This is a genomic window from Ligilactobacillus equi DSM 15833 = JCM 10991, from assembly GCF_001435735.1.
Taxonomy (GTDB): domain Bacteria; phylum Bacillota; class Bacilli; order Lactobacillales; family Lactobacillaceae; genus Ligilactobacillus; species Ligilactobacillus equi.
The window spans coordinates 18,035-43,049 of the sequence record NZ_AZFH01000010.1; the positions used below are offsets into that span (position 1 = coordinate 18,035).

General features: G+C 35.4%; 19 protein-coding genes. 10 read left to right on the forward strand and 9 right to left on the reverse strand.

Annotation, left to right across the window (positions count from 1 at the left end; genetic code table 11):
• Positions 1-73: 73 nt before the first annotated feature.
• The 10 genes from FC36_RS12080 (at position 74) to FC36_RS01670 (ending at position 5,806) form a co-directional block, all read left to right on the forward strand.
• Positions 74-517, forward strand: coding sequence for a macro domain-containing protein (locus tag FC36_RS12080; RefSeq protein WP_025020363.1), 444 nt, complete (start codon positions 74-76; stop codon positions 515-517).
• A 322-nt stretch (positions 518-839) separates the two neighbouring features.
• Positions 840-998, forward strand: coding sequence for a hypothetical protein (locus FC36_RS11800; RefSeq protein WP_155889546.1), 159 nt, complete (start codon positions 840-842; stop codon positions 996-998).
• A gap of 133 nt (positions 999-1,131) precedes the next feature.
• A complete protein-coding gene (locus tag FC36_RS01635; RefSeq protein WP_025020362.1) occupies positions 1,132-1,332 on the forward strand; it encodes a hypothetical protein in 201 nt (66 codons plus the stop codon).
• A gap of 161 nt (positions 1,333-1,493) precedes the next feature.
• Positions 1,494-1,799 (forward strand): hypothetical protein, encoded by a 306-nt coding sequence (locus FC36_RS01640; protein ID WP_056986673.1) that lies wholly within the window; start codon positions 1,494-1,496, stop codon positions 1,797-1,799.
• Positions 1,800-1,952: 153 nt separating this feature from the next.
• Positions 1,953-2,228: a hypothetical protein gene (locus FC36_RS01645; RefSeq protein WP_025020360.1), complete on the forward strand. Its 276-nt coding sequence runs from the start codon at positions 1,953-1,955 to the stop codon at positions 2,226-2,228.
• Positions 2,229-2,242: 14 nt separating this feature from the next.
• Positions 2,243-2,548 (forward strand): hypothetical protein, encoded by a 306-nt coding sequence (locus FC36_RS01650; RefSeq protein ID WP_025020359.1) that lies wholly within the window; start codon positions 2,243-2,245, stop codon positions 2,546-2,548.
• A gap of 369 nt (positions 2,549-2,917) precedes the next feature.
• Entirely contained in the window at positions 2,918-3,442 is a 525-nt protein-coding gene (locus FC36_RS01655) for a single-stranded DNA-binding protein (RefSeq protein ID WP_025020358.1), read from the forward strand.
• 139 nt (positions 3,443-3,581) lie between these two features.
• Positions 3,582-3,926, forward strand: a complete 345-nt coding sequence (locus FC36_RS01660) for a hypothetical protein (RefSeq protein ID WP_025020357.1) — start codon at positions 3,582-3,584, stop codon at positions 3,924-3,926.
• A gap of 156 nt (positions 3,927-4,082) precedes the next feature.
• Complete coding sequence (locus FC36_RS01665) at positions 4,083-4,295, forward strand: hypothetical protein (RefSeq protein WP_025020356.1); 213 nt, start codon at positions 4,083-4,085, stop codon at positions 4,293-4,295.
• Positions 4,296-5,026: 731 nt separating this feature from the next.
• Positions 5,027-5,806, forward strand: a complete 780-nt coding sequence (locus tag FC36_RS01670; RefSeq protein ID WP_025020354.1) for a hypothetical protein — start codon at positions 5,027-5,029, stop codon at positions 5,804-5,806.
• A gap of 817 nt (positions 5,807-6,623) precedes the next feature.
• Here FC36_RS01670 and FC36_RS01675 read toward each other — a convergent pair.
• The 9 genes from FC36_RS01675 to FC36_RS01715 all read right to left on the reverse strand — a co-directional run bounded on the left by FC36_RS01675 (position 6,624) and on the right by FC36_RS01715 (position 25,004).
• Positions 6,624-7,022, reverse strand: a complete 399-nt coding sequence (locus FC36_RS01675) for a hypothetical protein (RefSeq protein WP_025020353.1) — start codon at positions 7,020-7,022, stop codon at positions 6,624-6,626.
• 19 nt (positions 7,023-7,041) lie between these two features.
• On the reverse strand, positions 7,042-8,298 hold the full coding sequence (locus FC36_RS01680) for a hypothetical protein (RefSeq protein ID WP_035190102.1): 1,257 nt from the start codon (positions 8,296-8,298) through the stop codon (positions 7,042-7,044).
• A gap of 410 nt (positions 8,299-8,708) precedes the next feature.
• Complete coding sequence (apf, locus tag FC36_RS01685) at positions 8,709-9,557, reverse strand: aggregation-promoting factor (RefSeq protein WP_023859263.1); 849 nt, start codon at positions 9,555-9,557, stop codon at positions 8,709-8,711.
• Between the two features lie 340 nt (positions 9,558-9,897).
• Positions 9,898-10,179: a hypothetical protein gene (locus FC36_RS01690; protein WP_023859264.1), complete on the reverse strand. Its 282-nt coding sequence runs from the start codon at positions 10,177-10,179 to the stop codon at positions 9,898-9,900.
• 18 nt (positions 10,180-10,197) lie between these two features.
• Positions 10,198-11,439 (reverse strand): hypothetical protein, encoded by a 1,242-nt coding sequence (locus FC36_RS01695; protein WP_023859265.1) that lies wholly within the window; start codon positions 11,437-11,439, stop codon positions 10,198-10,200.
• Positions 11,440-11,460: 21 nt separating this feature from the next.
• Positions 11,461-11,667 (reverse strand): type II toxin-antitoxin system RelB/DinJ family antitoxin, encoded by a 207-nt coding sequence (locus FC36_RS01700; protein WP_025020350.1) that lies wholly within the window; start codon positions 11,665-11,667, stop codon positions 11,461-11,463.
• 110 nt (positions 11,668-11,777) lie between these two features.
• Positions 11,778-20,183, reverse strand: coding sequence for an SLOG family protein (locus FC36_RS01705; protein ID WP_056986674.1), 8,406 nt, complete (start codon positions 20,181-20,183; stop codon positions 11,778-11,780).
• Between the two features lie 357 nt (positions 20,184-20,540).
• Positions 20,541-20,927 (reverse strand): hypothetical protein, encoded by a 387-nt coding sequence (locus tag FC36_RS01710; RefSeq protein WP_155889545.1) that lies wholly within the window; start codon positions 20,925-20,927, stop codon positions 20,541-20,543.
• 219 nt (positions 20,928-21,146) lie between these two features.
• Positions 21,147-25,004: a type IV secretory system conjugative DNA transfer family protein gene (locus tag FC36_RS01715; protein WP_023859269.1), complete on the reverse strand. Its 3,858-nt coding sequence runs from the start codon at positions 25,002-25,004 to the stop codon at positions 21,147-21,149.
• Between the last annotated feature and the right edge of the window lie 11 nt (positions 25,005-25,015).

Below are 25,015 nucleotides of genomic sequence, written 5' to 3' on the forward strand. Positions count from 1 at the left end.
ACGCTCCCTATTCGGTCACAATTTTCCTGAGCTTGTTACGATATCATTGGTTAAGATACAGGAGGAATTAAATATGCAAGAAATCATTGGAGATATCACTAAGGTACAAGCTGGGATTATCTTTCAGCAGGTTAATTGTCAGAACCGTATGGGAGCAGGAGTTGCCAAAGCCATTTACACCAAGTTTCCAGTTGTGAAGACGGCTTACCACAAGTACTTTACCCGTTTTGATGCTGAATACTTGTTTGGTAAGTGTCAGCTTATTAGAGTGAGCGACAACCTTGCTGTTGTGAACTCGTTCTCTCAGTTTTACTTTGGAAATGCACGTAAGACTGGCAAGGTGTACACAGACGTTGCCAAACTTACCGCATCTATTCGGAGAACTTGCGAGAAGTTTGCTACACAGACAGTCTACATTCCCAAGTTTATTGGTTGTGGACTTGCGGGAGCAAACTGGAGCGAGGTGATTTCGACTGTTAGCGACATCCCTAACTTGGTTGTTGTTGCTTTACCTTAGTAGCAGACCACTTACTTTTTAGTAGGTGGTTTTTTAGTCGTTTCTCATTAGTTATCCTATATACATTAGCGCCCTCCTCGGTCGCTATCAGATTTACTCTGTCGTAAATTTCTTTTTCTATATTTTAATTGCAACTACTCTTGTAACTAAAAGAATTATGAGTATAATATTGAGTAACTTCAATTGCACAAACCACATCCTAGAAAAGAACTGTTACCATATCAGGTAAGAGATATATTGAAAGTAGTAAAGTAGTAAAGGGGTTGTAATCATAAAACAAAAAATTCAATATAAAGGATACGAAGGTTCAATCGAACTTTCTATGGAAAATGGTATGTTATTTGGAAAAGTAGAAGGATTGAAAAAAAGCTATTTACCATACGAAGGGGAGACATACGAAGAACTTATTGAAGATTTTCACGAAGCCGTTGATTCATATTTAGAAATATGTAAGAGAAAAGGAATTACACCAGAAAAATAGCCATCCCGTTATGGGGTGGTTATTTTTTAGCAATTTCATCAGTTGTAAGCGTCCCATTAGCTCCCTCCAGAGTCGGTCGCTATTAGCATGTCTATGTAGCAATAGTAGGTATACACATACGGAGGGATTTGAAATGAAAAAGATTAAAGGTTCTTATTATAATGAATATGAGAAAGATTTGGAAAAAATTCTGAGAAAGTTGGAATTTTCTTCCGAAGAAGAAGAAGAATTGTTGGTAGAAGCTATCAATAATTTTGCCGAAGATGAATATCAAATCGGATACGATAGTGGCTATGATAACGGTCGTAGTAACGGAGTAAGCTGGGGTTTTTAGTTTACTCCATCATTAATAACCACCCCGCTATGAGGTGGCTATTTTTTGTATTTTCATCAGTTGTAAGCGTACCATTAGCTCCCTCTAAAGTCGGTCGCTATTAGTTTTACTATGTTGTAAGTTGTTTTTAGTTTGCCCTTGAGGCGAGAAAGGATAATAAAATGAAAAGTAGACTAAAAAGAAAAGTAAGCAAAAAATATTTAGCTGTTACTCCAACTAGAATGTTGGAGGACAGATATATATTACAAGGCGGAACCTTTATGGTAGGTTTCGATAAGAATACCTGCCGTAAAAACAGTAGAATTTCTAATAAAATAAGAAAGGAGTTTCGAGATGAAATTGCTAATGCCCGTTTTGGGTATATTAGTAAGTATGCAAACAATAAGCCTAGAAAGAGATTGATTGAAAATAGGCTCATTATAAAAGAAAATAGTGAAGATGAAGAAACTTTTGATTTACCATTTTAATTAAAAAAAATGCCACCCTGATATGGGTGGTTATTTTTTAGTAGTCTCATCAGTTGCAAGCGTCTCATTAGCTCCTTCCAGAGTCAGTCGCTATTAGTTTGATTTTGTAGTGTTTTTTCACTATAAATTTATCATTACGAGGAGGACATAAAAATGTTCACTTTAATCATTACTATCATTGTTAAGGCTCTGTTTTTAGTAGGTATTGTTATTCCCGTAACAGTTGTTGCAGGAATGGCACAATACGCTGGAATCCGTTCCATTCTTAGTGCTAAGTACAGAGCGTATACGGTGAAATTGATGAATTCTGCAGGGCAAGAGTGGAGCCCTGCATACACTGTTTTGGGAGCAATTGTTTTGGCTCTCATAGCAATTGGTATTTGGATGTCCTTTCTGTCTCCAGATACTTGGGTAGCAGATTTTCAATAAAGGAGAAATTTATAATGAATTCAAAAACAAAGACATTAATAAATAAAATCCTGTCTGCAACAGAGTACATGTTGCGGACGGGATATAAAATCAAAAGAGTCCTGACTATTCACGAACTTTTTTACGGAACAGTCGGGATGTTAGCGTTGTACTCGATTTTGAGTATAACGTTCAAGTTACTCCCCTTCTTTACAGTTAGCGATTTAACTTGGTATATCGCTAACTTCTTAGTAGGAAGTTTTATAGTATATGAATTTATCAGCTTTGTGACAGGAGTAATTAAAGTGCTCCTGACCTTAGCTGGTATTGTTAAAGATTAATAAACTTCAGTAGTTGTCATCATCAGTCACCTAGTTATTAGGTGGCTTTTTTATTATAACGCATTCGCTCTTAAATATCCTACTAACTTGAACGATCAGCCACGGAAGATAATTTATCTGTTAGAGAAACGACACTTTAGTTAACAACAAATAAACTTGCTCAGAAACATTTTTGCTCTTTATAAGCTCCCTCCTGAGTCGGTCGCAATTAGCGTGATTATGTAGTAAGTAGGTTTAATTATAAATCTTATATTTTGAAACATTAGCTCCCTCGCGGTCGCTATTAGTTTGATTATGTAGGAGAAGTAGTGACCTACAAAAATATCATTAATTTTGGATTGCCCATAGAGGCAGAAAGGAGACATCATTATGTCATTTAACGTAAACACAGTAACATTAGCAGGTCGTATTACAAAGGAAATTCAGTTACAACAATCCCAAAACGGTACCGTATTTACAAGAGTAGGTATCGCTACTGACGGACGGAAACGTAAGGATGGAAAAACTCCAACAAACTTTATTTATGTGACCGTCTTTGGTCAAAGTGCAAACTTCTTAGCTCAATACGCTAAGAAAGGTACGACTATTTGGCTTGAAGCGCGATTAGAGCAAAATGTTTGGACAGACCAACAAACAGGACAACAACGTTCTCGTTTGGAAGTCTTATCAAATAATGTACAAATTGTGCACAACGCACAAGGAGTACAACAATCTCAAGTTGCACCTCAACAATTTAACCAAGCTCCTGTACAGCAAGCTTACACACAACCTCAAGCTGCACCTCAACAATTTAATCAAGCTCCTGTGCAACAAGCCTACACACAAGGTCAAGCACCTGTGCAACCACAAACAATGGAGCAAACTACTGTTAATTCAACAGACGTTCCGTTCTAAAGAAGTAGCCATCCCATCTGGGGTGGTTATTTTTAGTCCCCTCTTTAGTCATATGCAACTCATTAGCTCCCTCCAAAGTCGGTCGCTATTAGCATATCTATGTAGTAATATATTAGGTATACATACGGAGGAACTACTTATGGGAAAAATTTACAATTTAACTGGTCATGACGTTAACGTACTGGGTAGTGACGACGAAAGCATTGCTAACATTGTTTCAGATGGACTTATCCGTCTGGATATTCAAGAAGTACAAGTCGCTTCATTGGGTAACATCCCAGTAATGGAACGTCACCCAAAACTTTCTGATGAAGCTATTAAAGTTTTATCAGAGTTACCAGAAGGCGCTAGTGTTATTATTAGTGCTCAAATGGTACAACACGTTCAATCCGAAAGAGCTGACCTCACAGTTTATACTGTGGGGAAAGCCGTTTTCGGAGAAAACCATAGTGTAAAAGGGGTTAAGTACTTAGTCCGTAACTAACCCCCTTTACCATATAATAACTACTTACTTATTTGTAGGTGGTTATTTTTTTAACTCATCCCTTATAAGCCATATCCTATTCATTTGCTCCCTCGGTCGCTATCTGTTTTTTGTTGTATTATTGTTTCTTACTCAGATTAATTGGAGGTTAACGATATGAAGAAAAGAATGCAAAGAAAAATTGAAAATTTAAGAAAGGAGGTTGAGGACTGTGCATGGCTGATGAATACAGCTAGTCCAGACGAACTAGCATATTACATGGGCGATGATGATATTGTGACTTACATGTTCGATTCTGCACAACTAAACTCTAAGAAAACATCAATTTTAGTTGGTGCATATCGTCAGATAATCAAAGAGTATAGATAACCCGAATCAACCTTTAATTATAAAAAGTATCCACTCACTTATTTGTAGGTGGTTTATTTTTTCGATAGCTCCCTTCTTCGGCGGTCGCTATTAGTTTCACTATGTAGTCCATTAAGGATTACTCTAGTAACACTTCTCTAGTAGAACTTTTTTAATCATATTCCCCCTCGCCACTCCTAGTTGAGTGGTTTGTTTTTCTGTTAGCTCCCTTCTTCGGCGGTCGCTATCTACTTTACTATGTAACAAATATACTATGTACTTATAGGTACGAGGAGTCCAAGAGCCATTTACATTATTTTATGTAAGTGGTTTTTTTGAGCTAAAGCTCATATCTTTTTTTCTGTGTAGAGGCATACTACATTACATTTTAATATAGAACATTGTTCAAGTTAACCGCTTATCTTTTTGATAGGTGGTTACTATTTAATTAGCTCCCAGCTTCGCGGTCGCTATTAGTTTTACTATGTAGCCTGTTAAAGGTTACTCTACTCATTTTTATCTTTATATTGTTTCTACATTTCCACTCGATAAAGAGTGGTTTATTTTTTTGATAGCTCCCAGCTTCGCGGTCGCTATTAGTTTTATCATGTAGCCCGTTAAGAGTTACTGAATTGATTTTTATATTTTTTTGCCACTTACATTGTAGGTGGTTTTTCTTTCCACTATAAATTTGGCGCAGGGTTAACCTGCTATTTTTCATTCTTTGAAATAAAATTTAGGAGGAGCTTTTTATGAGTAAAAACAACACTAAAGAAATTTTGTTTGCCTCTCTGCTGTTGAAAGATAAACTAATTAAACGTGAAGATGTCGACGAACTTGTGAAAATAATTAGCAATTCAGGATTTAATTCAGAATACCTAAAAAACAATTTCAAAGATAACATTCAGTACAATAAGTATATCTTAGAAATGAATAGGATTATTTTGTATTGTACACGGTATCGAATTAATATCATACCAACTGAATCGCTTAAAGAATATTCCAACGTTATCAGCGAAGAGCCATTACCTCTTATAGTCTTTGCGCATGGCAATTTAAATCTTATTAGTTCTGATTCAAAAATACAGTTATCATACGATGATGATATTACAAAAGTCTACAAAGACCAAATTGCTTTGTTTATTCAAACACACCTGAATAAGGTATATGTAATCAAAGATGATTATACAGGAAACTTAATTGCAAATGCACTTCGAGCAAACAACACTCCATACATTTTAGTTGCTAATGATTTCAGTAACCAATCAGCATCGAATGCGTTCAGAAACAATAGTTTAGTTTTATCATTCAGTTTATCTAATAATGTATATGAGCATTACAACAACGAACTTATTACTAAGCTAACATCGACACTTCTAGTATTAAATGGAGACGACATCGAACTTGTTAATAAGTACAATCAAAATCACTTAATGACATTTTCATTCAACACTAAGTATCTTAATACGTCCCTAGTTAAAAATAAGGACTCATTTAAAAGTAATGCACTTGCACTCTACTCTACTCACTAAGTACACAAAAAAATCAATAAATCTCATAGACTTGAGATAAAAATCAAAAATTACGACTCAAGTCTATAGACTTGACACTTTTCCGGTATATCAAGGTTTTTCAAGGCTGCGAGTCTCATAGACTTGAGATTAAGAACTGAAAAACGCACTTAACCCTTAGAGCCACATGCGATACAACTATTTTAACAAAAAAATCTCATAGACTTGAGCAAGGGCATAAAGAAATAGGGCACCTACAAAAGAACAAAACGCCTTTATATCAACAAAAACTCGGATTTTATAGGGCACCTTTTTGCTTTAAATCAATCTCATAGACTTGAGGTTGATTTTTTTATCATTGTAAGACTGTTTGTTTTTTTGTTTTTTTCTTAACCTTCTATGAAATCACTCAAACTAAGACACTAAAAAATACAAAATAAAAAATAAGTGTGCACAAAATATTGTGCACATTTATTTTTCAAAGCGCATTTTAAGATGATAATCTCTAAAAAATCAAACTTACTACAAGTTCAACCTTGGCCCACATGTAAAAACAAATACCTTCACATATAAAAAGTAAGATGTACCATTTGTTGATTCTAAACAATCGAAAATCTTCATCTAAGTTTACCTTAAGAGAACTAATGTTTGTCGAAAACATTTAAACATTTTCTACATTAACTTGACACTAAATAAAATTATATAACCCCCTCACCTATGAGCTACAATACTTTAATCTCTTCAAAGAGCACCTTATATAATATGTACCTAAAAATAAAAAAGGTACGATAAAACGTACCTTAATCAACATTATCAACAACTAATAGTTGTTGATTTTTTATTCTAAACTGAATTCTTCATCTGAAGAGTCATCATTAATATCTTCAGCATCAATTACTTTTTCAGAAGAAGGAGCTACTTCATTTGATAAATCAACATTATGTTCTTCCTTGTACATAGACATAAGTTCTAAGAAATCATCTAAATTAATGTCAGTAGGAATTGCATCCTTGTATTTAGCACGTGCATACTCTTCTTCAACTACACTTAAATTAGCAGCTACCTTAGTTAATCGATTAGCAAGCTTTTGTAAAGCTTTATGCGATTCAGTTTCCTTAACAGAGATAACCTTACCAAAATCAGGATCTTTCTCTAATGAATTTTCTAACGTAGAAACCATTCTTTCCAATTTACTTAACGTCAATTTATTTGAACGTGTTACTTTTCCTTTTGCCATATTTTATACACCTCATAAACTATTTATCAATTTTAATTTTACCTGTTGGCTTAAATAAACTACTCTTACCTACACTAGTTTGCTTAGCTTGTTGCAACTTAATGTATTTCAATTTGTACAAGTTAGTATTTTGTGTTACAAGCCAATCACGTTTAGCTTCTCTAACAGTATCCCATGCACCTTGTAAACTCATATACCAATCGTTAGCCTGCTTACCACCAGTTGATACCGTTGTCGATGAAGAACCTTTCCTAATTTGTGCATCATCTGCATTTGTATTTGAAGTAGATACGCCGTCTTTATTAGTTAAAGATGGTGGGTAAATAATATCATCTGGATCAGTTCCAGAAATCTTACTACCGACTTGTTGACCATTTAGGTATTTCCCTGTCTTTGGATTTACATAGTCATAAGGTTTCCAGTTTTCTTTCATCCACTTAGGTTGAACTGTTATTGCATATCCAGCATTCTCTAAGTTACCTTTTAACTTATTAGCTGTTTCAGTATAAAGTTTAATTTGTTTTTTGTCTTTGGCAATACTCTTCTTAACATCACGTACATCACCAACATCAAATAGTTGAGTATATAACTTTACAGGTGTTTTAACTGATGAAGTAACACGTGAATTCTTTTTAATATTAGTTGCTCCCGGAGATACAGTGAACGTTAACATGTCATGTTTCTTAAAGTATTCTTCGAACCCTTTATCCCCTTGTACCGCAGAAATATCCGCATAATCTTGTTCGTTAGAATCAGCTGATCTTAATCTAAATCGGTTTTCAATATACACATTTAAAACTTCATTAGGAATTTTTTTAGCTGAATGAATAATTAAAACCCCACGACCAGTAGAACCAAATAACACTAAATTACCTGTTGGTTTGTATGTTAGTGGACCATAAGCAGACTTAACAAAAACTCTATAATCATTTGCATCAGTACTTAAATTCTTAATTGAATCAAAGCTAAATGGAATATATGTTGTTTTCCTATCCTTAGACCAGTGCATTTTATCGAGTGTTAATTGAGCCTTAGTTCGTGAAAATACCACTCTCTTACCCGCTGAAGTGACCGTCAAAGCTTCCTGCTTTTTAACGCTATAATTGTGATACAAGCACATAGAGGCAGAAAATATAAGTGCTACAAAACAAATAGCAAAGCTTAATGTTTGACGTTCAAACTTAGAATGTTTACCAAACGAAAGCCAACTATTTTTTTTCGTATTTGGTTTTTCTTCTACGACACTAGAACTTTTGTCAATTGAATCTTTTGCCAAATTGATTTCCTGTCAAATTAAAATAACCATACGTAACTATCACTTATTTAATCACTAAACACATGCTTGTTATCATAACATCAGCTAATTTATCCAAAGTTAGTTAGACCAGTTTACTAGATTAACTAACAATTCCAAAATTAACTTTTTTAATAACATCCAAACAAAAATCTTTACCATAAATTTTTGTTAAAGCCCCTAGCCTTGCTCCGTATTTTATTTTTTGCTAGTACATGAGAATTGGTTGTATTTTAAACGACAGTTATAATCTCTCCTTTCACAAAAAATTATACACTATTTTTTCGTTTTTAAAAAATATATTTACGCCATACTTAATCCAAATGTTTTTTAAAAAATAATCAAAAAAAAGAGACACCATCAGGCATCTCTTAGCTCTGCTGCATTTAATTTTAGTACCAACCGTGTGATTGCCAGAAATCCTTTGCTCCTGCCCATGATCCATAACGTGATGTAACATAATTATTTGCCACACGTTCTTGATTAGCTGCTGAATAGTCTCCACCTAAGTAACTATCTGTGAGTTGGTAGCGACCAATATAACGGCCATTACGCGCATTGTATGAGCCACCACTTTCACGTTGAGCAATCCATTCCTTAGCCGCTTGTTCTGAAGTTGAACCACCGTAGTTATTAACTGTCGCACTTTGAGTCGCAGATTGCGTTGATGCGTTGTTAGAATAGTTGTTACTGTAATTTGATGAGTAACCATTTGTAGTTTGTTGTTGGTAGTTGTAACTAGGTTGAGTATAATTTTGAGTTTGAGTGGTTGACACTTGGTTATCAACGGTAGCTGTAGTTGTTGCTTGTGTTTGTTGAGCACCAGTATTAGTTGAACCGTTACCGTGTAATTGTAACACTTGGCCCACTAAAATCAAGTCTGATGACAAGTTATTAGCACTCCTTAATTCAGATACAGTCGTACCATTTTCACTTGCAATTTTACCTAAAGTATCTCCTGCTTTAACTGTATAAGAACCACTAGAATTTGAAGTTTGTGCTTGTTGGCCCTCTCCTTCGATTGTTAATGTCACGCCAGGAAGAATCTTATTAGCGTCAGAAATATTGTTCTTAGTTGCTAAATCAGAAACTGTAACATTATTTTTTTGAGCAATTTCACTCAAAGTATCTCCAGTTTTGACTGTATATGTTGAATCTGCATTAGCTGAAATGCCACTTGCAACTAAACCAACTGCAAGAGCACCTGCTGATGAAGCTGCAATTTTCATTGTTTTAAACATTTAAACACCTCGTTATATAAAAATACATTATTAATCAATATTTAGTGTGATTATTTCTAAATTTCATCTATTAATACACGTACACTATAACATATTTAATATCGACTTTTTTTACAAAATTTTATCGTTTATATAACGATTATTGACGTTTGAAATAATAGCAAAAGAAAACAGCACTTCGTTTCGGAAATAACGAAGTGCTGTTTGGAGAACTTTAATGTTTTGCCAAATGCAAAACGATTTGACTTTCGTAGGCGTATACATTTCAGTATACCATTGCTAGTCTCTTATGACTCTACCCACTGCTATTATCATAACACAAGAAAAGGGATAACGCTAATTAATAACTAATTGTACCTAATTCTTCATCAGTTTGTTTAATATAATTTTCAACGCTACCATAATTATCAACAATGAATTGGTGAAAGTCAGCAGGTATTTCACTATATCCACCATCTACACTATTGTAGTTTGCGTCTACATTCCCATATTCTTCGATTTGAGCATCCCTAATAGTATCTTCAAGGGTTTCCTTAGCCGCTCTTTCAACGCGTTCTAAGCGCTCTCTATCATCATGTAAAACATAGTTAATTTTAATTCCACAGAAACATTCTGTTACCATACTAATTTTCTCTTCTTTCTAAAAGCCCAGTGAGTCTTCAGCTTCGATACGCTTAGGATCAATTTCAACACCGCTACGAACTAATTCGTCAAGGCGTTGTTGTTCTTTCTCATAATTGTCAATATAATTTTTCCAACTGCCATAGATAAACTTTACCACATCAATGTACAAAACATTATCCATTAAATCAACAGTTTCAATCCATTCATCGACCTCGCCTGCAATCAAATCGTCTTCTTTACCACTAAAAACATCCATATTTGTATAACCAACAGCTTGACGCAAATACTTAAAATAATTAGGCCAACTTCCATAATGTTCTAATATCTTTTTTTCTAAATTAAGATATCGTTGTACATCTTTGTTGCCTTTGTCGGGTTTCATATCTTCAGGAATACACTGAGCATATTCATCATCTAGTTCGCTGAAAAGCATATCAAGACGTTGACGTTCTATCGACCGGTACGCTGAAAGATCATCAGATGTTAGTTTGTTAATATCAACATCTATACCATAAATCAAAGCGCATGCAGCAAGGTAATAATATTCATTAGCATTACTATAATGCTTACGTTTCCATTCTTCTTGCTCATGTTCATAATATTTTACTTTTTCATATCTTTCAATTTCTGGGTCTCTATCAACTCCGTTACGAACCAATTCATCTAGACGTTGTTGCTCTTTATCATAGTTATCGATATAACCATCCCAACTACCATAAACTAATGTCATTACGTTATAATATAATTCCCATTTTAAATAATGAGCATTCCAAAGTTTATCTTGAGATCCAGCATAACCAACTTGACGCAATCTTTCGGCGTAGTTTTTCCAAGATCCATAATGTTCTAATATCTTTTTTTCTAAATTAAGATATCGTTGTACATCTTTGTTATTTTTATCAGGTTTTCTATCTTCAGGAATATCATGAACATATTCATCATCTAATTCACAAAAAATTAAATCAAGACGTTGACGTTCTATATCAATCTTTCTTCTATAATTATCGCGATCACCATAAAGAAAATCACACACACGATCATAATTTTCCCGATTTTCCCCATACCTGTCACTTATCTCTGATTTTTGCTTAGTTTTATACCACCGCTCATTTTGATATCGTGCATAACTTCCGTATTTTGATATTGCATAATCATATTCCCGGTTTAGTTCTTCTTCCCTTTCACGTGCCCATTCTGCATGAACTTCATCAGCCATTCTTTCTGCTTCTAAATATGCTTCCCATTCTTCATCATCCATGTTATAAAAGCCTCCTTACACTTATTTTTTCTTAGAGTTCAAAATTTTAGCGAATTGTCTTTCGTTCAGACTAGGGCGAAAAGGCAATCCGCCATCTGAAATGATCTTGCTAAATAAAACATTTACCGCAGCTGTTGGTGTCATCCCAACTTCCGCTAAAATTTCTTCGACCAAATCATATTTCTCTTTTTCTATTGTGACTTGCATTTTTTTGACAAGAGCTGCCACCGTTCTTCACCGCCTTGCTGATTTTTATACTACTATGATACTACATTCATACTACTTAAGCAACAAAAAAGATGATTCCAAGAGAAATCATCTTTTCAGTATAAACGTTATTAAACGTTATCAATCAAATCACTAAGACCATCGTCAGCTTCATTATTATCAATTCCGACAGAATTTACATCATTTTGATTATTAAATGGCACAGATCCATTACCAAAGCCATTAACATTACCACTTGCAGTTGCATATTGTAAACCTGCAACTTGAGGTTGAGTCTGCATTTGTCTTTGCACTCCTTCAAAGTACAGCCTTACTGCTTCTTTATTCTTACTAATTTGCTGAGAAACAACCTCTTTCCCACTTTGAACAGAATTATTAAAGGCTTGAACTTTTCGCTGTACAAAGTCTTTAACAGTTTGCGTAGCGCTTGGAGCAGGTGCTTTAGAAAGTTCACGTACTTCAGGAGCAGCTTCTTGCTTTTCTTCAATTTGAGCTAGATATTCAGAAAGTTTTGCTTTAGAACCAAAGTAAGGATTAGAATTGCGTTCTTTTGTTTCCAATTGCTTATCAAAATTAGATTCTTTAGCGCTCTTCACAAATTGAGTTGCAATAGCTTTCTTTAAATCAACATCATTTAGCATTGTCTCTAGTTCTTTTGAATTTTGATTAGTTTGATTTTCATCCGTATCTAACGTTTGAGCAATGTATTCATTTAGTTTTTTATCTGTAAAGATTTTTTCATGAGAATCATCTTTAGACAACTCTAAAATAATAACATTAGTTGCCACGTCTTGAGCTAAATTATCATAAGGTGATTTATATGAACCATCCATGATAGCTTTTTTCTCTTCAACAGATACATCCTTTAAAGCTCCATCGCTTTCAAGATACGAAGCGACATCTTCTTTAGCAGTAGCAATCTCAAGTTTAGTCTTTGGATTAATCAATTGATTAAAGGTTAAGTTATACTTAGAACGTTCTGGAACCGGAGGAACTTTAATATCAGGATTTTTCCTATTATTCATTTTTTTCTCGTAATTATCAAATTCTTTTTTAGACATGTAGTCTTTAGGGGCAAAAGGCTTTCCACCTTGCAATGCCTGTTTTTGTCCATGTTGAATAGCTAAATTCTTAGCAGCCGATGCACCCTTTAAAGCAACATAATCCATTGGAGCAGATTTCTGTTCAACCAATTCATCAATAGGACGAATTATCATTTCCTTAAGTGATTTAGTTGTTGTCTTAGGATCTTCATCAGACAAGTAAGTAGCAAGAACTTTCAAACCTTCTTCATCAACATCAACACCAACTTCGTCTAATAAGCGTTTGTAACGCTTGACAAAGATATCCGCCGTAAGAGCATCGTTCTTATCGAACTTATCATCATAAAATTTAGGATATTTTTCATTATCAATGGTATCATGACTTTTCGCATTGCCAACATAATTTGTTTCAAAAGATGTTGTTTGCTCCTCTTTATCAAGCCCAAGGTTTTTGCGGAATTTTTTCGCCGTAGAAGATTTATCATTGAAATTAAGACATTTTTTATAGTAATCTTCGGTCCCCTCAAAAAACGTATCCGCAGCGAAATCTAATTCTTCTTGATAACGTTTCTTTGAGTTGTTCAAGTCAACTTTATCGAACGCTAAACGTGGATTATCCGCTTTACCATTTAATAACAGTTTCATCTGACTATTGAACATTTGAATCATTTTAACCGCATCTTCGGCACTGTGCTTAACTTGCAAGTTACCTTGCATTTGAGGGTAAGCAATTTCTAACGCAACTTCAAGACCCATACCACTTCGCAACGCAGCTACTAATTTTTGTTCGTTTTTACCGGGCATCCCAGTATTTTCACTCTTAGCTGCATTAGCAATATTAACTTCACTATACTTGCTTTGGTAGTCAAAGTCATTCCCAAGCGACATAACACCTGACTTAGCTTCCATATTGCTAATTTGTTCTGGCGTGTAACCAGATTGAGCAAACTTCTTGTAAATACGGTTTTGTTCTTCTTCAACAGTTGTGCCATTTTCAGAAGCTCTTTGCGCAAGTACTTCCTGTTTCTTCTTAGGATCAACTGCTTCAAATTCAACCCCAGTCATGTAGCCTAAAGCCTCTGATAAGTCCTTAGTCTTACCTTTAAGCCCTTTTTCAGATGCCCAGGCTAAGTCTTCTGCTAAATGGTCGATAGTATCAAAACGTACACCAGAGTGTTCAAAAGCATTTTCAAGACATTCTTCTTGTTCTTGGTTAAGCCACTTCATCGTGTTCATAGCGGATTCAGCAAACTCTTCTTCAGAATACTTGTCACGATCTTTGTAACCAACTAATTCGACTTCACTACCATCAATCGTAACTGTACCACCATTAAGTACTTTATCCTTGTAGAAAGCATTTAAAGCTGCTTTAGGGCCTTTAAACTCACCATTTTCATCTAAGCGATATTTATCATCTAGGCTATCAATTTTACCGCTATTGATAGCACCTGCAAGCCAAGCACCACCAGTACTTAAATTCAAATCAGGGTCATTTTTATTTGTCCCGATGTTAACCAAGTTAGTAGCGACAGAAAGTTTAGTGTGTAAATCACGTTGTCCTTTTTCGGAGTTAATAGGCAAAATACCAAGATTATCCCCGTCAAAGTCCCCGTCTAACGCTCCTACAAAAGCAGGATTCATCTTAACACCGTCGATACCGTCAACTACTCTAACCTTAAAGCCTAAAGTCCCAGTTGAGTGCCATACAGGTTGCCGGTCAACGTGCATCATGTCCCAATCGGGATGACCTTTAACATGGAGGTAACCATTTTCATCAGCTTCCATTGACTTAAAGTTTTTGGCAATTTTCTTCGATACTAAGATTTCGTCAATCTTACAACTAGAAGAACCGTTTGCCATAACAGCAGTTACCCCGTCTTTGACTTTGTTGGACAAAATTTTATCACGCAAATCACCATGTTTAGCAGCAGTATCATCATTACCTAAGTGCTTTGCTTGTACACTATTAGATAACCTTAAAGCGTTACGCTGAATATTTGCTTCTGCCTTAGATAATTCATCGTTTAAATTGTTAAGGTATTGTTGCTTTTGTTCTTCAGCAGTTACGTGTCTGTATTGGCCGGTGGCTTTACCTTTCTTATCTCTAACCTTAATATCAGCTGCAACAAAAGGAATGTTTCCTTGTTCTATCTGTTCTTTTTCATAGGCGTAGAAAGCATAAGCTGTACTTTCTTTCAGAATTTTATCGTATGCGGAAGTGAATTCAGAAGCTACAACCGTACCATTTTCGTTCTTATGTGATTTTCTCATTTCAGGTGGAACAATTGGTAAAATATCGGTCTTGGCGCCACTAGCTAATTCGATTTTAACAGGTAATTTTAAGCTACCACCACGATTGCTAAATTCTTCTTTAAATCGTAAATCGGGTTCTAATAAATCAATAACCTTATCTTCTTTAATAAGTCTAGCTTCAGTCGACTTGTAATTAGCTAACAAGTTCTCTTTGACATCAGCTTTAGTAGCCATATATTTACCGACTGTTGAATCATAACTAATACCGTAAGTACTTACGTCGAGTAAACGTTTTAAAGGACCATTTTCATCATTAATGCCTAAACCTTTGTTAAGAAGAGACCTTAAATCAGTAACTTCATCATCTGATACAACTCTATCAACGAATCCAAGCTCATTATTATCGTCAAACGCATAACCAGCTACACGATAGGTTTCTTTAAGTTCCATCAAGTCACGATAATTATTACCGTACATTTCTTCAACGATACCAGTTGCGCCACGTTCTAAGTCCGCCCATGCCATTTGTTGAGAATATGCACGACCTTTAAATGAGGTACCTGCTTCTGCTGTCTTATTAGTGGTAATAAATTCCATTTCAGCAATTTGTGCATTTAAGTCCATATCCTTACCAGTAACAGGATCAGTAACTTTAATTGTCGAACCGTCCCCTTGGTAAGTTTCTTCCAAGCGTAATACTTGACCCGCATTCTTACGAGATAAAATCGTGTATGGATTTGCGACAACTTCTGCACCCGTTTGTTTAAAAATAGCGCTTAACCTTGCTTTTTGGCGTTCTTCAAAATTCTTTGGATTGTCATTTACATAATCTGGGTCAATAACATCCGCAATCGTCATCTTATTCCCAGAACCATCAGAAATCTTATCCCCAACACGTAATGGACGAGTTGTTGGTCGTTGTGATTCATCAGTAATAATCCGACCGCCTCTTGCGATAGAACCAAAGGTTACTTTAGTTGCATTACCATTTTCATCCATCATAGCAAAACGGTTTTCCCCAGTTTTCACTGAGTACACAGAACCACGAGCAGTTAACTTAAAGTAACTACCATCTTTCTTGACACGTACTAAGGCTAAGTTGTCTTGGTTGATTGTAGTATCACTAGTTACATCTTCAGGAGCAAGAGGTAAACCAGAGTCATTAATTACCGTTAAACGATAGTGTAGTGCTTTACCACTGCGAGATGAAGCATAGAAATCCTTACCAATCAAATTACGAACATTAGAGTTTCCTTTTTCGGTTAAGGCAACCATCTTAGCATCACGCCGTTCTTTTTCCATATCAAGAGGAATACCTGCTTTTTCAGCATATTCCTTAGAAATAATACCGGCATCTTCATCTGTCAAACCACCCAAATTTGCCAACATAACCTTAGTACCCTTGTTAACTCCATGAGCTTCTAACAACATATGAGTAACAATTGTCTTACGGTCAGTAGGGTTTGCATACAAATCATGTTTAATTTCTGGATAAGCTTTTTCTAACGGAGTAACAACTTCTCTACGTTCCCCATTTTCATCAACTAATGGTTTAATGTGCCCACTTTCATCAATTTGATCTAGGCTTTCTAAGTAACGGTAAATACCTAGTGAACCCCCGTTGTGAGTAACATTTTGAGAGAAGTAACCTTTATTGTCTTCATGAGAAATATCACGTACAGTAATACCACCATGATTTGACATATAAGTTCCTACTAAAGACATTTTTTCTTCATAACTTAACTCTTTAAATTCATTAATCGCTTGTTTTTGAAATTCAATTAATTGTTCTGATGTATATGGACCAGTTACATTTCCTTTTCTTTTATTTTCAACAATTAAATGTTCAGCCCTAAACTTAATCCAGTCATGTGTGTTTTCAATAATTTCATTATGATCGTTGTATAAACCAGTAGCACTCATTGAATCTCTTAACCCGTCTGGCAATTTAACTTGTACACGATATTGTTCAATTAAAGCATCAATTACTTCTTGAGGGTGATTTTCTGAAACAATTAAATCTTCAGGTTCAAGCTTAGTAAGAATGTCTGATTCTCCATGGTATAGCTTGTATAAGTCATAAGTTTCTTCGGCGATTGATAAGTCTCCTGCCGTATTAGAACGAACTAATTGGCGGCGAATAGTTTGGCGCAAGTGATCTGCAAGGTAATCACCATATTGTTTTACTACTACAGACTGTGCCAAGCTTGCATTAGGATTACTGTTATTATCAATATGAGCCATTAAACCAGCAACAAAAGTCGTTTCGCCCTTGCCATGTCCCGCTTCTTCAACGTGAATCAAGCCTTTATCATCTTGTAAAAATACTTGGCCCACATCACCATAAACGTTAGCTCTTACCTCTTTAAAGTTCATCGAGCCATTAGCATCAGTTAAATTGCTACCTTTAACCATTGACCTAGTTCCCGACCAACGCACAATCCCATTTTTGTCTAAGAAGACCATTGGCGCTTGCACATTTTGTCCTTGATTATTTCTGTAAATTTGAGGGCTAACATTTTGTTGTGCAAGTTCTTCTTTAACGCTATCAAACATTTCTTTGAGGCTATCAATCGAGCGAGCTGAATTAGGGTCGTATAGGCTAGGGTCAACCTTTGTTAGTTTACCTGTGTAAGCTGGTGTCTTAAAGTCATAGACCTCACCATTAATCATTCCATATCCGTTAGCATCAATATTTTTCAAAGTACGCTTAGAATCGTGTTGCAAAATCCAGTCAATGCTTGTATCTGTAATCGCTGATTGTTGGTCGAATTGTAACATACGTGAAGCCAATTTAGTTTTATTGAAGTCTTCTGTCGCAACTACCATATCTGCCATACTTGATAAAGAGAATGCGTCTGTTAATTGTTTTTCTTCTGCAAGGTAGTCAGAAGTAGTCGTTAACCGAGCCATATTTAATACATTGTAAGTATTGAAACCATCTCCAAGATAGTTGTCCATATCATTTAGAGCACCCATGACATTTCTAGCCACAAGCAAAGAATAATTTTGAAATGATTCTTCATCATAGTCATTATCCTCATTTTGATAACTTTCACGTAAAGCGTCACCTAAGACTTTAATAGCATGACCCTTAGCATCATCAGCTGCAGCACTAAAATCTAAAGTTTCACCTTTTTCGTTTACACGTTGAATGCCCATAAAATCTAACTTACGTCCATATTCAGGTGTATTAGGATTTCCTTGATCTTCACTCTTTTGGAATAAAAGACGGCTTTCATCTAAAGATGTAGCATAATCCTTCATTGCTTTATAAACAGCATCCATAGTATTAAATCGAGAAAGTCCGTCAAATTTTGCATCAAACTTTTCTTTAATCTCATCGAATTGTACAGAAGCACCAGTATCATAGAACATAGTATTAACATATGCTTCACGAGCATCCCTAAATTTGTTTGCAAGGTCTCTTTCAACTTGTCCCGAAGCAATTTCTACACGATTGTATGATAAACGTTCCTTAGTGCTTTCAACAGGCCACCGATGACCATCAGCCATTTTAATTGGTTCTCCTGCATTAGGTCCTAGAACTTCACGATATACGTTTCGACTAGCAATGCGTTGGCGAATAGGATAATTATTAGCCTTTTCCCCACCCTTAAACAAATTTCCAAGTCTTACATTAGTTCCTTTTTGGTAGAGTTCAAAACTTTGGTAGTGATTCCGATTAACAGACGCTGACATATTATTACGCAATTCAACATCATCAATTCCAAAATCAGATAACTTACGTCCTGACGCATAAGCTAAAGGAGCGATAACCAAAAGCCGCTTGTGCTTATCATCTAAGGCATCGTACATTGCATGTTCACGAGCATTAGGATCTTCCGCAGGTGATGGAGGGAATTGGTTAGGATTTTTGCCTTCCATAGTAAGTAGGTCCGCAATTAATGCTTCATGTCCATTGTTACGCCCTTCTTGATCGGTGTATGAAAAGACTGGTCCAGCATAGGCACCAAAACTATATTCAGGGTGTTTAGATTCAACCACAGTTTCACCGGCATTTGTCTTAGGCGTAAAACCATCTACTACTTGGTAAACAGTTAGCCACCCTGATTCACCATTATTAACAGTGACTTGAATTCTTCCATACTTGTCGTTAGTAGGCCTTAAACTATAAGATAGCCCTGCATCATTTAAAGCTTTAAAAATTTCAATTGTACGATCTTGATAGTTATCATATTCTGGTAGAAGTCCACTGCCTTTTTTACTGTCATTATCAGCGTTGCTTAATAAATCTTGGTATTGCTTGATAAAATTGTTTAATTGCTTTTTACCCATGTAAGGAGCAAGACGACTTCTAAAGTCTTGAATACTTAGACCATTAGACTTTTGAGAACTAGGAGTTTCAGGTTCAGCAACAGCAGCCGCACCATTTCTCGAATATTGTACTGATACTTGTTGTGGTTGGTAACCCGGTTTTTGACGTTCTAATTCTTCTTGACGCATTGCCTTAAAAACTCGGTTAGAGTAAAACGTATTTCTTCTAGTATTCTTTAATTGGCCCACTTTTGGAATGTCGAAACCGTAATTAGCTGGATTTAATCTAACTAGAGAATTAACCCCATTCATATTGTAAGCATCTAACGAACCATTCGCAGTCCCACCATCCATGTGATTCCATAGAGAAAATACAATCTGAGAATTACCAATCATATCTTTATTGCGTTGTTCAAGCCTTTGTGGAATCGACATTGACTCAGCCTCGGGATGCATTTCATAAGTATTTTCTATTCTGTCCGCTTGGCTCAATAATTGATTGTAAAAATTACGAGATGAAACAGGCCAGTTGGAACCTTGATTTTCATCGGGAATATTAGCCACAAATTCAACTTGATTAGGGTGTCTGCTCTTAACATTTAAAATAGCCATAGCCCATGCAGTGTCAGCCCCTAAAGCCATCCCACTATGCGCTTCAATTGTATTACCTTGAGCAATAATCTGTTCAAGTTTATTTTCAAGGTCTTGTCTAAAGGCGCTCCATTCTGGATTGTTATAGTTGTAAGCATTGTTTGCACGGTCTACAACGTTTCCCCAAGTATAAGTTGCTTTAGTATCAGGATCCTGATAAAACATATTAGGATCAATTTGATAATCTTTAAGATTTTTATCTAAACCAGTAAATTTTTTAAAAGCATCACGACTCATATATAAGTCTGCAGGTCTATGACCTGTAAGAGAAATTTTTAACTTTTCTGGCATAATACTTGCCCCTTTCTTTCTGACATTTCTTATTTCTAAATTTTAAAAAAGTCTTTTTCATTTGATTGAAAATAAAATCTTTCTATAATTTGATTTTATCAACCCTCTAAAAGCCAGATAAACTATATATTTAGGTTAGGCAAAAACATATATACATTAGGCTTTTCCGCTATAATTTTTGAAAGGATAACAACCAAAAAGCACCTGCTTATCAGGTGCTTTACTCTTGCTTACTAAAAAAGGTGACAACATCTCTGTTATCACCAATTTTGGAACTATTCGGATATATTTAGATATTCTTGGATATTTACGAAACATCCCAACAACTAGCACATTAACTAGTATTAGTTGTAAGAATTAGTTAGTTGGGATGGCGTCGTTCACCTCTACTTTAGTTATTTTATCACCAATTGCATTAACTGTATAGGTCTTACTCATAGTTGTTAACTTATCTTCTTGATATAAGTCACTTTTAGCAACGTAAGGTAAGTAGTCAATAACAACCATATACGAGTTATCATCATTAAGAGGAACAACCGCAACATATTCATTTTTCATCAAGACACCAGTTTTATCAACGATATCTTTAGAGCCGCCTAAATACTTATTAATAAAGTCTTGGTCGGTCACATATTTCTTAATGTAATCAACGTTATTATTAAACTCAACTGAACTTTCATAGTCAGTCATTCTCCTAAAGACTCTTTTCAAAAGTGATAAAGTTTGTTCTTGTTGTTTAGGCATTGTTTTTTGCCCTTTTGGGACTTTGTAGATAGGCTTAGATAAATATGCCTCTCTAGCATCTACAGCCTTCTGATAGTAGTTTATACGGCTTACAAGAGCAATATTTTTGTTTTCAATTTTCTTAGCTTGATTTCTAAAATACACCGCACCTGAAAACACCGCTACGACTACTAGAAAAACGGTAATATAAATTTTTTTCACGAAAATCACCTATTCTTATTAATCGACATCTTCTTTTAGGACAGAAGAGCCTTCTTTTAACTTCTCATCAGCAATTTTACCCATTTCTTCTTCAAAGTCAAACGTAAAGTCTTGTGTCGGAATTAGGTCAGACCAACTATCGAGCTGTGCTAAATCCTTAGCTAATTTTTCTAATTCTTTCATATCAATACGAATATCTGAACTTAAGTCGTTAGCAACGTCCTCATCTTCATCTTCTTTGAAGATAATGTACTGCTCTCCATTAAGTTCTACCTTGAAATCTTGTCTTGGAACTTCTTCATCAGAAATTACAGATTCATCAAAAACGGCACCTTCATCTTCATCAGTAACTCTGACAGCTAAACCTAAGTATTCAGGAATATCTGAGTTCGCCTTTACTTTATCATCATATACTTCTGATGCTTTTGTAAAGAGTTTTTCTAGAGTCTTTTGTAAGACTTCTTTTAAACCGTCTAACATGTGGTTAGCACTACCTTCAGATAAATCAGCACGACTAAAGTGGCGGTGTGCATAACGTTTAATTTGTCTATCTTGAGCAACAGCTTGTTGTTGCCCATTTGCTTCTACTTGTTCCTCATTCACTACCCCACCATTATCATGAATAATGTATTTTTCAGGATTGCTATCAATCTTCTTACGAACATAACGCATAATAACCTTGCTTACATCATCCATATCTTTCAAAGATACATCGTAATCACTATAATTATTAGCTTTCTTATAACGTTCCATCATATCTTCAACTAATAGAGCTTGACTAATACGTCTTTCAACCATTTCGAAAAAGTCTGGTTGGTTTTTAAAAACATCGAAGTCAGAAGCACCATTTAAAGCAACAGTCTCTAACTTAGTTGACTCTTCATCTTCAAAATCTCTTAAACGGTTAGGATTGTGCAATTCACGAGCAACCGGTAAAGCTAATTGGTTTCGAGACCAGACTGGATAACCATTCCCAAAGACCATGTTATTTGAAGGTGGAATCAAACGCATATCATTAGGAGAAATAACAGGTACTTCCTTAACAGATACAGTACGGCTTACAGCTGCATCGTTAGCTTGTACTAACTTATCCGCATGACGAGTAACATTTTGTGATTCCGTCTTTACTTGGCTCATAGTCCCAGACATTTTAGATAAGTGTTCTAAAGTCTTTTCATTATTTGATTTCAAGTAATTAATAATCAAAGCATTAGATTGAATGGTTTCTGATACATTTTCCCCATAAACAGCAGGGATTTGTGAGAAGTCTTGTTCAATCAAAGTAAATTGTTGGTCTTGCCCTAAACCGATAGACAACTTACGTTCAAGGAACGGAATACCTTGGCCCCCAGATTGTAAGTTACCAACTTCATCAAGCATTGCTTTAGTTTTGTAGTATGGCTTTTGATCTGCCGTAGCCAAGTAAGCTGCATTAACTTGTTGGTTAAAGATTTGGTCTAACGCAATTAACAAAATACGGGCGTGTTCAGCCTTGTTAGGCGGTGTTACGAAATCGACAAATTTTGTCTTTTCAGAGTAGTGAACATCCGATTGATCAATAACATTAATTTTATGCTTTGTTTTCGCATACAACGAATTAAGCAAGTCAACTTCTTCAACTTCATCTTCAACACTACCAATGACAAACTCCTTTTTAGATTTATCCCAAACCATTTCTCTCAAGTAGCCATCTTTGATAATTTCTTCACCTGTAACTTCATCAATAACAAAACTAGTTTCGTCTGAATTAAGCATGTAGCGCTTTTCAAATTCAAAGTAAAAGTCTGCCATTACATCCCTAGTACGCTTAGAGAAAATTTCTAATTTTAAGTAAACAATATTATTAGGGAAAATACCTTTAGTACGGTAGAAAATCCAGAATTGCGGATCAATTACCCCATCATATCTAAAGGTTGATCCTAACTCATCTTCTTTAATTTCATGCTTAAATTCTTTATCTTCGTAAACTCTCCATCTGAACCGTTCCTTAGCATAAGCTTTTCTTTCAGCAAAATTCTTTTCTAAGTGAACACCAATTCGTCTAGGGAAACCTAAACCTAAAATATCAAAGTTCTGGGATGGTTTACCTGATGTTAAAGCCTTAATCAATGGGTCAGAGAATAAAGCTAAGGCTGTCAAAGAAATACCTTGAACAGAAGCTAATGTTTTAGATGACTGTGCCATAGCACGTAATGGTTGGTCTTGGTCGGTAACTTGTTGACGTAACTTATCCTTAGGTAACATACTTGTTGCATCGAAGAATAAGGTCAAGTAGTCTTTTGACTTAGCTGTCTTATCAACAATATTAACTAAGCGTTCATCTTGCGATTTACGGGATGATAACTGGGACATCATTTGGTAAACGTTGTATAGCGTAACCTTCCCCCACATGTTATCTAAGTAAACATCGAGTTTTTCAACAGACCAGTTTTCTTTAACTGCTTTATCACGAATATAATATTCTTCTTCCAAGTAGTAATCAATCATCCCTAATGCTGTACGCTTATACGAAGCATTAGCGGCATTATTCCACATTGGATCTTGGCCCGATACTGGTGGGAAGAAAATATCACCAATATTCTTGACGTGTTCCGCACATTCTTCATAACGTCCTTGACGAGCAGCAGCTACTGCATAACCAAGTGGATTATAGATATTTGTGTTTGCAGGGTCTTCCAAGTTAAACGCAATAACTTCCATCCCACGTTTACGTGCAGGATAAGAAAAACGAACTAATAATTCACCTTTAGGGTCATTAACAACAATATTTGCGGGTTCATCCATTCGAGTCCACATATCAAGTGTAGGCTCAATAATAGTTTGACCCTTCCCCGCACGAGTCATAGCAACTACAATCGAGTTGATTGCACCAGTAGCTACGACATAAAATCCACCTGGGCGTTGAACTTCATAATCTGGAAACCACCAGTCATTATTAATTTTATCAGCAACCGTTAATTCATTTGTTTTACCAAATATCTCTTTACCGGGGTTATTATACAAAAGTTTCCGAGGATTATAAGTAACCATAGTACGCTTAGTGATTCCCGAAGCTTCAGCATTCTTTTTACCAAAAGCAATATCGATAAATGGTACTTTCTTAGTTCTTAATTCTTCATAAACATCAGAATCATAAGGGTCCAAATCATATGGGTTCCACAAAGTTTTCTTTTCATCAACATAATTATTTTTATTTTTCATATGCTTAACGCCATCTTTTTTCAAGATATAGCGATCCACAAAATCAGATTTACGGTCACCCATTTCTATTTCTTTAATACCATCATTAGTGATATAAAAGTGACTAATTAAAGCTGATACTTCTACTGAAGAGTGAGCCCCCACATCAGGAAAAATATCAAAATTACGGACCATTTCTTCTGGTTGCAATAAGCGACTTTCCCCTTCATTCTTGTTCAACTCTTCTGTATCAGTTTCAATATTTTGTAAGCGATAGTTACGTTCTAAACGAGCATAAACAATAGATGTTAAACCTGCTGTCGCTAACAAAACAAATAATTTTATTTGTGGTAAAGTAGCAGGATTTAAAGCCATCGACCAAAAAGTCTTAGTAAAGGATATCACCACATAATCGGGATGTTTAGACTTATAAATCGAAATTAATATCATGACTACTAAGGCTGTTAGTAAAACATATACCGCAGCAGCAATAAATGTGGTTACATAATAAATCCACTCTTTAGAAGGAGCATCTTTTCGCTTTGTTCTTCTTGCATCAGGATTGCGGTAAATATCACGCTCAGACTCGTCATACGCCTCATAACGCATTTCCCCTTGGACTTTACGTCCTGCACGATTTGGGTTATTAAAATCGAAATTAGCCACCTTCTCGCGCATTTGATCCCATAAGGACATAGGCACCAAAC

What these genes read in the sequence shown, in the direction of transcription:
- FC36_RS01665 (WP_025020356.1), top strand. Translation starts at nt 4,083, where the DNA reads ATGAAGAAAAGAATGCAAAGAAAAATTGAAAATTTAAGAAAGGAGGTT.
- FC36_RS01660 (WP_025020357.1), top strand. Translation starts at nt 3,582, where the DNA reads ATGGGAAAAATTTACAATTTAACTGGTCATGACGTTAACGTACTGGGT.
- FC36_RS01695 (WP_023859265.1), bottom strand. Translation starts at nt 11,439, where the DNA reads ATGGATGATGAAGAATGGGAAGCATATTTAGAAGCAGAAAGAATGGCT.
- apf (WP_023859263.1), bottom strand. Translation starts at nt 9,557, where the DNA reads ATGTTTAAAACAATGAAAATTGCAGCTTCATCAGCAGGTGCTCTTGCA.
- FC36_RS01690 (WP_023859264.1), bottom strand. Translation starts at nt 10,179, where the DNA reads ATGGTAACAGAATGTTTCTGTGGAATTAAAATTAACTATGTTTTACAT.
- FC36_RS01715 (WP_023859269.1), bottom strand. Translation starts at nt 25,004, where the DNA reads ATGTCCTTATGGGATCAAATGCGCGAGAAGGTGGCTAATTTCGATTTT.
- FC36_RS01635 (WP_025020362.1), top strand. Translation starts at nt 1,132, where the DNA reads ATGAAAAAGATTAAAGGTTCTTATTATAATGAATATGAGAAAGATTTG.
- FC36_RS01650 (WP_025020359.1), top strand. Translation starts at nt 2,243, where the DNA reads ATGAATTCAAAAACAAAGACATTAATAAATAAAATCCTGTCTGCAACA.
- FC36_RS01705 (WP_056986674.1), bottom strand. Translation starts at nt 20,183, where the DNA reads ATGCCAGAAAAGTTAAAAATTTCTCTTACAGGTCATAGACCTGCAGAC.
- FC36_RS01670 (WP_025020354.1), top strand. Translation starts at nt 5,027, where the DNA reads ATGAGTAAAAACAACACTAAAGAAATTTTGTTTGCCTCTCTGCTGTTG.
- FC36_RS01640 (WP_056986673.1), top strand. Translation starts at nt 1,494, where the DNA reads ATGAAAAGTAGACTAAAAAGAAAAGTAAGCAAAAAATATTTAGCTGTT.
- FC36_RS11800 (WP_155889546.1), top strand. Translation starts at nt 840, where the DNA reads ATGGAAAATGGTATGTTATTTGGAAAAGTAGAAGGATTGAAAAAAAGC.
- FC36_RS01645 (WP_025020360.1), top strand. Translation starts at nt 1,953, where the DNA reads ATGTTCACTTTAATCATTACTATCATTGTTAAGGCTCTGTTTTTAGTA.
- FC36_RS01675 (WP_025020353.1), bottom strand. Translation starts at nt 7,022, where the DNA reads ATGGCAAAAGGAAAAGTAACACGTTCAAATAAATTGACGTTAAGTAAA.
- FC36_RS12080 (WP_025020363.1), top strand. Translation starts at nt 74, where the DNA reads ATGCAAGAAATCATTGGAGATATCACTAAGGTACAAGCTGGGATTATC.
- FC36_RS01710 (WP_155889545.1), bottom strand. Translation starts at nt 20,927, where the DNA reads ATGCCTAAACAACAAGAACAAACTTTATCACTTTTGAAAAGAGTCTTT.
- FC36_RS01655 (WP_025020358.1), top strand. Translation starts at nt 2,918, where the DNA reads ATGTCATTTAACGTAAACACAGTAACATTAGCAGGTCGTATTACAAAG.